Genomic DNA, 9,811 nt, shown 5'->3' on the forward strand with positions numbered 1-9,811 from the left:
GAGGGCCTTTGTGGCGAGGGGGCAAGCCCCCTCGCCACAAGGCATTACAGGCGCAGCAACATTTTCCAGGCACGGTTCTGATACACCGCAATCGCCTGCTGCTTGCGCGCATCGAGGACTTCGTCGGTGATCGACTCGTTGGCCAGTTGCGCCAGTTTGTTCAGTTCGCCGTACAGGCGATCCATTTCCGGGATTTCCAGCACGTTACGCGCATGGTGCAGCCAGACCTGGATGCGTTCGATGCGCGGCAGTTGCTCGGCCAGGTCTTCCGGCTGTTGCTGGTAGCGCTGCAATTGCAGCGAAGTGGCTTCTTCGCCCAGCAGGCGCGGCAACCAGCTGCCCAGTTGCGCAGCGCCCTGGCGATTGCCGCGGGTGTTGCGGTCGGCGGCCCAGGTGCGGGCCAGCAGCCAGCGCGAAGTGGTCAGGGAGAACAGGCCCCAGCGCGGGTCTTCGAGTTCTTCGAGGAACTGCTCGGGCGCGGCTTTGCGCACGTCTTCGTCGTCCAGGCCGGCCTGGACCAGCGGGCGCCAGTCTTCCAGCAAGGCATCGAGGGCGATACGCAGGTCGTGGGTCGACTGACGCGGAGCGGCCTGGCCCAGGCTGCTGATCAGTGCGCGCATTTCCGCGAGGCATTCGACCCAGTCCTGCAACAGGCGCCAGTGACCGTTGAAGCGATACTGCTCGGCCAGACGCTGGCTGCTGCCGAGCAAATGCCAGCTCAGCGCGGCGAACGCGTCGTCCAGCGGTGTTTCGGCGGTGATCTGCGGCGCCGGCAGGCTCAACGAATAGCTGTGGGCGTCGTACAGGCGATAACCGCGCTCGGCCTTGCTGATGTCACACGGCATCAGGGCCAGCTTTTCGGCCAGTTCGGTGGCCAGTTCCAGCAGGGCTGCCGGCTCGCCTTCGCGCAGTTCCAGTTCCAGTTCGCAGATTTCTTCTTTCTGCTTGCCGACCACGACGTGACCCAGGTCCAGCGCGGCTTCGATGACCACTTTGGTCTTGCCACGGCCCCAGGCGATTTCCGCGCGTTCGCGGACGAAGTCGGTGGTGAAGATCGGCTTCAGGGTCTTCTTGTCCAGTTCGGCCAGTTCCTCGGGCCAGCATTCGCCGTCGAGTTTCTTCAGGTCGAGCTTGGCTTTGGGCAGGTTCCAGTCGTACTCGTTACGAACGGACAGGCCGGCGATGCTCTGGCCGCGGGTCTTGAGGGTCTGAATCACTTCTTCGCCATCCTTGCGCAGGCGCAGGGCGACTTTGGCCTGGGCCAGGTCGCGCTCGGGCGTGTCGAAGTACTGATTCATCAACTCACGGCGTTCCCAGCCACTTTTGTTGCGTTTTTTCAGTAACGGGTGCTCGCGCAGGGCTGCGAGGGTTTCGCGGCTGACGCGGAGTTTGATTTCGGTTTCTTTCTGCATGGCCGGAAAATCCAGGATCGGGAGCGCAGCCGGGGGAATGTGTGGCTGCCAAGGTCGTGCAGTGTACAGGACTCAAGGTTAGTACGCGCCGCGACGGTTTATTCCTGTCATCGGTTGGTTCTATGATGGACCTCAATTCGGGTGCCTGGAGTCAGCGATGCCATTGCCGTCGATGAAAGAACAATTCGCTGCGCTGATCGCTGCGCCGTCGGTCAGTTGCACCCAGCCCAGCCTCGATCAAACCAACCGCCCGGTCATCGACCTGCTGGCGACGTGGCTCGGTGAGCTGGGTTTTACCTGCGAGATCCAGCAGGTCAGCCCCGGCAAGTTCAATTTGCTGGCCAGTTTCGGTTCCGGCCCCGGCGGCCTGGTGCTGGCCGGGCATAGCGACACCGTGCCGTTCGACGGGGCGTTGTGGCAAACCGACCCGCTGAAGCTGACTGAAGTCGACGGTCGATGGGTCGGCCTGGGCAGTTGCGACATGAAGGGCTTTTTCGCCCTGGCCATCGAGGCGGTCAAGCCGCTGCTCGATCAACCGTTCAAACAGCCGTTGCTGATTCTCGCCACGTGTGACGAAGAAAGTTCGATGTCCGGCGCCCGCGCGCTGGCCGAAGCGGGGCGGCCGTTGGGGCGGGCGGCGGTGATTGGCGAGCCGACCGGGCTCAAGCCGATCCGCATGCACAAGGGCATCATGATGGAGCGCATCGACATCCTCGGTCAGAGCGGTCATTCCTCCGACCCGCGTCTGGGCCACAGCGCCCTGGAGGCCATGCACGATGCCATCGGCGAACTGCGTGGCCTGCGCCTGTTGTGGCAGCGCGAATTCCGCAATCCGCAGTTTGGCGTGCCGACGCCGACGATGAATTTTGGCTGCATCCATGGCGGCGACAACCCCAATCGCATCTGCGGCCAGTGTTCGCTGGAGTTCGATTTGCGGCCGTTGCCCGGCATGGACCCCAAGGTCCTGCGCGCCGAGATCCTGCAGAAGCTCAACCCGGTTGCCGAGCGGCATCAGGTCAAGATCACCTACGCGCCGTTGTTCCCCGAAGTGCCGCCATTCGAGCAGGCCGAGGATGCAGAACTGGTACGCCTTGCCGAAAAGCTCACCGGTCACAGCGCCGAAGCAGTGGCGTTCGGCACCGAAGCACCTTATCTTCAGCGCCTTGGCTGTGAAACGCTGGTGCTTGGCCCGGGTGATATCGCCTGCGCCCATCAACCGGGGGAATACCTCGAAATGTCACGTTTGCAGCCTACGGTGCATCTATTACGACAGTTGATTGAACATTACTGCCTGTCACCGGCCGAAACACAACACAAACTGTAGGAGCCGGCTTGCTGGCGATGAACGATGACGCGGATCAGCCGATGAACCGCAGCGCTTGCATCGCCAGCAAGCCGGCTCCTACAGGTTTCATGTATAAATTGCCGGTACCCCAACCCGTATTCATGAGGAGAGCGCGCGTGTCGCCAAGCCTGTTCCGACGATAACCATCAGCCCGCTGTGCGTTTTCAGTTTCGCCCTTTTTTCGGCTGCTATTTATTACAGGCCCAGGTTCATGCCCGAATACGTCAATTGGCTTCGTCACGCTTCGCCCTACATCAACGCCCACCGCGATTGCACCTTTGTCGTCATGCTGCCCGGCGACGGCGTTGAACACCCGAACTTCGGCAATATCGTCCACGACCTGGTGCTGTTGCACAGCCTGGGCGTGCGTCTGGTGCTGGTCCACGGTTCCCGGCCGCAAATCGAAACGCGCCTGGCGGCCCGTGGCCTGACCCCGCATTACCATCACGGCATGCGCATCACCGATGCCGCGACCCTGGAGTGTGTGATCGACGCGGTAGGCCAACTGCGCATCGCCATCGAAGCGCGCCTGTCCATGGACATGGCCTCGTCGCCGATGCAGGGCTCGCGTCTGCGGGTGGCCAGCGGCAACCTGGTGACGGCACGGCCGATCGGCGTGCTTGAAGGTGTCGACTATCACCACACCGGCGAAGTGCGTCGGGTCGACCGCAAGGGCATCAACCGTCTGCTGGACGAGCGCTCCATCGTGCTGCTGTCGCCGCTGGGCTATTCGCCGACCGGTGAGATTTTCAACCTCGCCTGTGAAGACGTCGCCACCCGCGCGGCCATCGACCTGGGCGCGGACAAGCTGTTGCTGTTCGGCGCCGACCTGGGCCTGATCGACGAGCACGGGCGCCTGGTGCGCGAACTGCGTCCGCAGCAAGTGCCGGCGCATCTGCAGCGGCTGGGCAGTAACTATCAGGCTGAATTGCTGGATGCTGCGGCCGAAGCTTGCCGTGGCGGCGTGGCCCGTAGCCACATCGTCAGTTACGCCGAAGACGGTGCACTGCTGACCGAGCTGTTCACCCGCGATGGTGGCGGCACCCTGGTGGCCCAGGAACAGTTCGAAGTGGTGCGCGAAGCGGCCATTGAAGACGTCGGTGGTTTGCTGGACCTGATCAGTCCGCTGGAAGAGCAGGGCATCCTGGTGCGCCGTTCCCGCGAGGTGCTGGAGCGCGAAATCGAGCAATTCAGTGTGGTTGAGCGCGAAGGCATGATCATCGCCTGTGCGGCGCTGTACCAGATCGCCGATTCGGATGCTGGTGAACTGGCGTGCCTGGCGGTGAATCCGGAATACCGCCATGGCGGTCGCGGTGATGAGCTGCTGGAGCGCATTGAAACCCGCGCACGGGCGCAGGGGCTGAAAACCTTGTTCGTCCTCACCACCCGCACCGCGCATTGGTTCCGCGAGCGTGGTTTCGAACCGAGCAGCGTCGACCGCCTGCCGTCGGCACGGGCGTCGCTGTACAACTATCAGCGTAATTCGAAGATCTTCGAAAAAGCCCTGTAACCGGGTTGCTTCCATCGCCGGCAAGCCAGCTCTTACACCGTTCAATGTAGGAGCTGGCTTGCCAGCGATCGGTTGCGAAGCAACCGCAATATTTACTCGGCTACGAACTTCGCACTGACATACGGCGAATAATCCGGCAGTACCGTTTCAACCTTCCCTTGCTCCTTCAGGAACTTCGCCGTCTCGCCAATCGCCTTGGCCGTGCCGCCGTCCAGCAGCGCAGTGCTCTGTTGCGCCTTGGTATCCGGGAAGGCGGAACCGGCCAGCAGCTCCGGTACATCAGCGGCGTTGGCACCGGTCAGTTTGGCGATTTTCTGCACAGGCACCGAATCAACCGTCCATTGGTCCTTATGCGCGGCATAGTCGGCGAACGAATCCAGGGTAACCCTGGCGAACTTTGCCACGACCTCCGGATGTTTTTCGGCGTAGTCCTTGCGCGCCACCCAGACTTCAAAGGTCGGCGCGCCCCATTGGCCTACCTGCGCAGCGTCGGTCAAGGTCTTGCCGGTCTTGCGAATTTCCCCAAGCGCGGGCGACCAGACAAACGCGCCGTCAATATCACCGCGCTTCCAGGCTGCCGCGATTTCCGCTGGCTGCAGGTTCACCACTTTGACTTTTGAATTGTCCAGGCCCCAGTGCTTCAGCGCTCCGAGCAGGCTGTAGTGGGAGGTTGAAACGAACGGCGTGGCAATGGTCTTTCCGATCAGATCTTGCGGTTTTTCGATGCCGCTGCCGTTGCGCACCACCAGCGCTTCGGCGGCATTGATCTGGGCCGAGACGATGAACGCGACAATCGGCAGGTTGCGCGAGGCAGCGGCGGCCAGCGGGCTGGAGCCGAGATTGCCGATTTGCACATCGCCCGAAGCAATCGCCGTGACCACCTCCGGGCCGCTGTTGAAGCGTCGCCAGTCAATCGGCTGGCCGATGGTTTTTTCATAAAGGCCATCGGCCTGGGGGACTTTGCTGGGGTCGATTCCGGTCTGGTAGCCGACGGTGAGATTCGCTGCCTGAGCCGTTAATGAAAATGCCAGGGATACACAAACTGTAACAATTGGTATGGATAGTGCGCGCTTGATCGTCATGGGGTCGCCTTTCGGTAAAGGATTTGTTTCCGAATTGCGTATGAAACTAATCGATCTAAGAAAGTAAAAATAAATACCTTTTAGGAATTAGCTTATGAGCCGAACCTTGTAATCCGGGGCGAGAAGCTAAATTCCTAAAAGGTATTAGAAAAGAAGCGGGTAATTCTTTTCAGGTTTATGACGAACTCATGACCCTGCATGGACCAAAAAAACGGGGATTAGACAATGGTCGTAGACACACATGGTTACGATTGACTTGTGGGTCACGCTCTGGCGCTAATCGCGCATCTTAGGATTTCGGGCGACGACCCGAGACCAGGAATACAAGAATTAGAATCGAGAGGAGCTACACAATGAACAAGTCCACCTTGGCTTTGGCCGTGGCCGTAGGGGTTTTGGCGCAGCAGGCAGGCGCCGCCGGTTTCCTGGAAGACAGCAAGGCGTCCATCAGCTCTCGAACCATGTATTACAACAACGATAACCGTGAAGGCGGTGCGGATCAGAAAGAGTCCGCAGAGGGCCTGAAATTCGATTATCTGTCCGGTTTCACCCAAGGCACTGTCGGTTTCGGTATCGACGCCCAGGCACTGCTGGGTATCCACCTGGACGGCGGCAAAGGTCACCACCCGGACAACAACACCTTCTTCCCGAGCGACAGCGATGGTTCGGCCGTGTCCGAATGGAGCCGTGCAGCTGCTAACGTCAAGGCGCGCTTCTCGAAAACCGAAGCCCACCTGGGTGGTGCGCTGGCACCCAACCTGCCGATCCTGGTCGCGAACGACAGCCGTCTGCTGCCCCAGACCTTTGACGGTGGCACCATCACGTCGAAAGAAATCGACAACGTGACCTTCAACGCAGGTCAGTTGGAACATTCGGCGGGTCGCGCCTCTTCGAACTCCACCGGCCTGGCCGTGGCTGGCGGTACAGAGGACAGCAACAAGTTCTACTACGGTGGTGCTGACTGGAAGGTCACCAAGGACCTGACCCTGCAGTATTACCACTCGAATCTGAAGGACTACTACAAGCAGGATTTCCTGGGCCTGATTCACGTCTACCCGATCAATGCCAACCAGTCCTTCAAGACTGATATTCGCTACTTCGACAGCAGCTCCGACGGCAAGAACGGTGATGCGGGTTTCCGTTTCAACAACAACAACGGTTTCGCCAAGAACCCGGGTGAGGTCGATAACAAGACCTGGAGCGCCATGTTCACCTACACCCTGGGTGGCAACGCCTTCCTGCTCGGTCATCAACGTGTCAGCGATGACGGTGGTTTTGTCTACCTGAACCAGGGCAACGTGGTCGATGGCAATGGCCGTCCGGAAGGGAACGGTGGCGCCAGCTTCTACCTGTTCACCGACTCCATGATCAACGGCTTTGTTCGTGCCGGTGAAAACACTACCTTCGGTCAGTACTCCTATGACTTTGCTGCATTGGGCGTACCGGGCCTGAAAACTTCGATCGCCTACCTGCATGGCGATGACATCAAGGCTACCAACGGCAGAGGTCCTGATGCGTCCGAGTGGGAGCGCGACATGCGGATCGACTACACCATCCAGCAGGGCACCCTCAAAGGTTTCGGCGTAACGCTGCGTAATGGCGTCTACCGTGGCAGTGAAGTCTCCAACAACCCTGATGTTGACCAGACCCGTCTGATCTTCAACTACACCTACAGCTTCCTGTAACCAGCCTTGCGAAAAAGCCTCGCCTGCGGGCGAGGTTTTTTTGGGGTTGATTTTAATATTCCATAATGATCTTTGCTGAGTATTTATTATTCTTTTTAGTTTTTGTTGATCCCGCTTAAAGTGCGTCCGTCCGACACTCATCCCTGAACTCGGATTTGGCAATTTCCTCCCTCGACAACTGATCAGGTTCAGGAATCGGCGCTGGCGCCGATACCTCGGTTCTGCCGTGGGAAGTCATATTCCGCAGCGATATTAAAAAATCTTAAGCAATTCTTTTTGGCTTTAAGGCCATGTATCCTGCCGCCCGCCAAACGACCGGCTTAGACGCTTTGCCGCGAATTTATGCATTCAGGATCCCGGGCAATCGATTCGGGACCAGGAACATCAGAATTAGAAACTAGAGGAGCGAAACATGAACAAATCCACCTTGGCCATGGCTGTGGCCGTCGGGGTACTGGCCCAGCAGGCAAGCGCCGCGGGTTTTATCGAAGACAGCAAGGCAACACTGGGGCTGCGTAACTTCTACATCAACACCGACAACCGTGACGGTGCCGGTGCCAACAAAAACGAAGAATGGGGCCAGGGCTTCGATCTGCGTTTCATCTCCGGCTACACCCAGGGCACCGTCGGTTTCGGTATCGATGCGATCGGCCTGTTGGGCGTCAAGCTGGATTCGGGTGGCGGTACCAACGGCGCCACGGCGACCTCTTACGGCGGCACGGTTTTCCCGAGCAAATCCAACGGTGAGGCGGTAGATGATTTCTCCAGCCTGGGCCTGACTGCCAAGGCCAAGGTTTCCCAGACTGAACTGAAGCTGGGCACCTTGCAGCCGAAAAACCCGGTGATCGTGACCAACGATGGTCGTCTGCTGCCGCAAACCTGGCAGGGTGGCCAGATCACTTCCGCCGAGATCAAGGACCTGTCGCTGGTCGGTGGTCAGATCGAAGCCGTCAAAGGCCGTAACTCCAGCAACAACGAGCAGATGTCGATTTCCGGCGCAAACACTCGCGGCACCAAGTTCCGCGACAGCAACAAGTTCATCTATGCCGGTGGCGACTACAAGATCACCAAGGACCTGACTGCCCAGTACTACTACGGCAACCTGGAAGAGTTCTACAAGCAACACTTCCTGGGCCTGGTTCACAATTGGGCAATCGGCCCGGGCGTGTTGAAGTCGGACTTCCGTTATTTCAACAGCTCTGACGACGGTGCCAACGGTCACGATCCGCTGTACTACACCACTGGCAACTACAACGCACCAAACGGCAAGGGCAAGGTCGACAACAACCTGTACAGCGGCCTGTTCCTGTATTCGGTTGCCGGTCATACCTTCGGTGGTGGTTACCAGGTCAGCAATGGCAGCAGCGACTTCCCATGGCTGAACCAGGGTGACGGTTCGTCGAACTACACCATCACCGATTCGCAAATCCAGAAGTTCGGCCGTGCCGGCGAGAAAACCTGGCAGGCACGCTACTCGTTCGACTTCGCCAAGGTCGGCGTACCTGGCCTGACGGCGGGCCTAGTGTATCTGCATGGCGACAACATCGACACGGTCAACGCCAAAGGTGGCGAGGCGGCCAATGGTGCCTCCGAGTGGGAGCGTGACCTGAGCGTTGCCTACGTGGTGCAGGAAGGCCCACTGAAGAACCTGGGCCTGGCGTGGAAAAACGCCACCTGGCGCACCGACCTGCCGAACACCCGTTCGCAGGACGAAAACCGCCTGATCGTCAGCTACTCGATCCCGCTGTTGTAATAGCGCTCGCGTAACCGAGACAAAAAAAGCCCCGCCCGGTATTGCACCGGGCGGGGCTTTTTACATGTTCAAGACGGGTTCACCCCCGTAATCCCGCCTTGAAGTTCCCTCTTTGCAGCAACTCAAGGCCTTCTCGAACCTTGTGGGGGATGTTCGGCGGGTTGCGCGTGCACGTCCAGTGAACAGATCTTTAATATTTCTTAATGATCTAAATAAATCGATATTTATTCTTTTTAATAGATAAAAAACACAGGCACAGTTGAACCCATCAAGCACTCACAAGGAGCAGCACCATGGGTATCAGACTTGGCGATATCGCCCCCGATTTCGAACAGAACTCCAGCGCCGGCACCATCCGTTTCCATCAGTGGCTGGGCGATAGCTGGGGTGTGCTGTTTTCCCACCCGGCGGACTTCACGCCCGTGTGCACCACCGAACTGGGTTTCACCGCCAGGCTCAAGGACGAGTTCGCGGCGCGCGGCGTCAAGGCCATCGCTTTGTCGGTGGACCCGGTGGAGTCGCACCACAAGTGGATCGAGGACATCAACGAAACCCAGAACACCGTGGTCAACTTTCCGATCCTCGATGACGCCGACCGCAAGGTCTCGGACCTCTACGACCTGATCCATCCCAACGCCAACGACACCCTGACCGTGCGTTCGCTGTTCGTGATCGACCCGAACAAAAAGGTCCGGTTGACGATCACCTACCCGGCGAGCACCGGCCGCAACTTCAATGAAATCCTGCGGGTGATCGACTCGCTGCAACTGACCGATAACTACAAGGTGGCCACGCCGGCCAACTGGCAGGACGGTGACGAGGTGGTGATCGTGCCGTCGCTCAAGGATGAGGATGAAATCAAACAGCGCTTTCCCAAGGGCTATCGGGCGGTCAAGCCTTACTTGCGCCTGACGCCGCAGCCCAATCGGTGAGTCATCAATATTTACGGTGTGGCTGATGCCGCCATCGCGAGCAAGCTCGCTCCCACAGGAGGTACACGGTCAACTGTGGGAGCGAGCTTGCT

Annotated in this window: 7 protein-coding genes; 5 read left to right on the top strand and 2 right to left on the bottom strand. The window is 59.1% G+C overall.

Translation table 11 applies throughout. The features are described 5' to 3' along the window. Positions 1-44 precede the first annotated feature (44 nt). Entirely contained in the window at positions 45-1,412 is a 1,368-nt protein-coding gene (locus EI969_RS25665; RefSeq protein ID WP_160390221.1) for an inorganic triphosphatase, read from the bottom strand. 157 nt (positions 1,413-1,569) lie between these two features. Between EI969_RS25665 and argE the strand changes: the two genes are divergently transcribed. Then, positions 1,570-2,736, top strand: coding sequence for an acetylornithine deacetylase (gene argE, locus EI969_RS25670; RefSeq protein WP_160390222.1), 1,167 nt, complete (start codon positions 1,570-1,572; stop codon positions 2,734-2,736). A gap of 232 nt (positions 2,737-2,968) precedes the next feature. Further along, positions 2,969-4,267, top strand: a complete 1,299-nt coding sequence (gene argA, locus EI969_RS25675; protein ID WP_007987654.1) for an amino-acid N-acetyltransferase — start codon at positions 2,969-2,971, stop codon at positions 4,265-4,267. A gap of 92 nt (positions 4,268-4,359) precedes the next feature. Here the strand turns inward: argA and tauA are convergent, their stop codons facing one another. Further along, positions 4,360-5,349, bottom strand: a complete 990-nt coding sequence (tauA, locus tag EI969_RS25680; RefSeq protein WP_160390223.1) for a taurine ABC transporter substrate-binding protein — start codon at positions 5,347-5,349, stop codon at positions 4,360-4,362. A gap of 353 nt (positions 5,350-5,702) precedes the next feature. Here tauA and EI969_RS25685 point away from each other — a divergent pair, with 353 nt between their 5' ends. The 3 genes from EI969_RS25685 (at position 5,703) to EI969_RS25695 (ending at position 9,719) form a co-directional block, all read left to right on the top strand. Next, the gene (locus tag EI969_RS25685; protein WP_160390224.1) at positions 5,703-7,034 is read left to right on the top strand and encodes an OprD family porin; all 1,332 of its coding nucleotides are present in this window, start codon (positions 5,703-5,705) and stop codon (positions 7,032-7,034) included. A 412-nt stretch (positions 7,035-7,446) separates the two neighbouring features. Next, positions 7,447-8,787: an OprD family porin gene (locus EI969_RS25690; RefSeq protein WP_160390225.1), complete on the top strand. Its 1,341-nt coding sequence runs from the start codon at positions 7,447-7,449 to the stop codon at positions 8,785-8,787. 293 nt (positions 8,788-9,080) lie between these two features. Then, entirely contained in the window at positions 9,081-9,719 is a 639-nt protein-coding gene (locus tag EI969_RS25695) for a peroxiredoxin (protein ID WP_160390226.1), read from the top strand. Positions 9,720-9,811: the final 92 nt, after the last annotated feature.

Source organism: Pseudomonas sp. PB101 (genome assembly GCF_009764265.1).
Lineage (GTDB): Bacteria > Pseudomonadota > Gammaproteobacteria > Pseudomonadales > Pseudomonadaceae > Aquipseudomonas.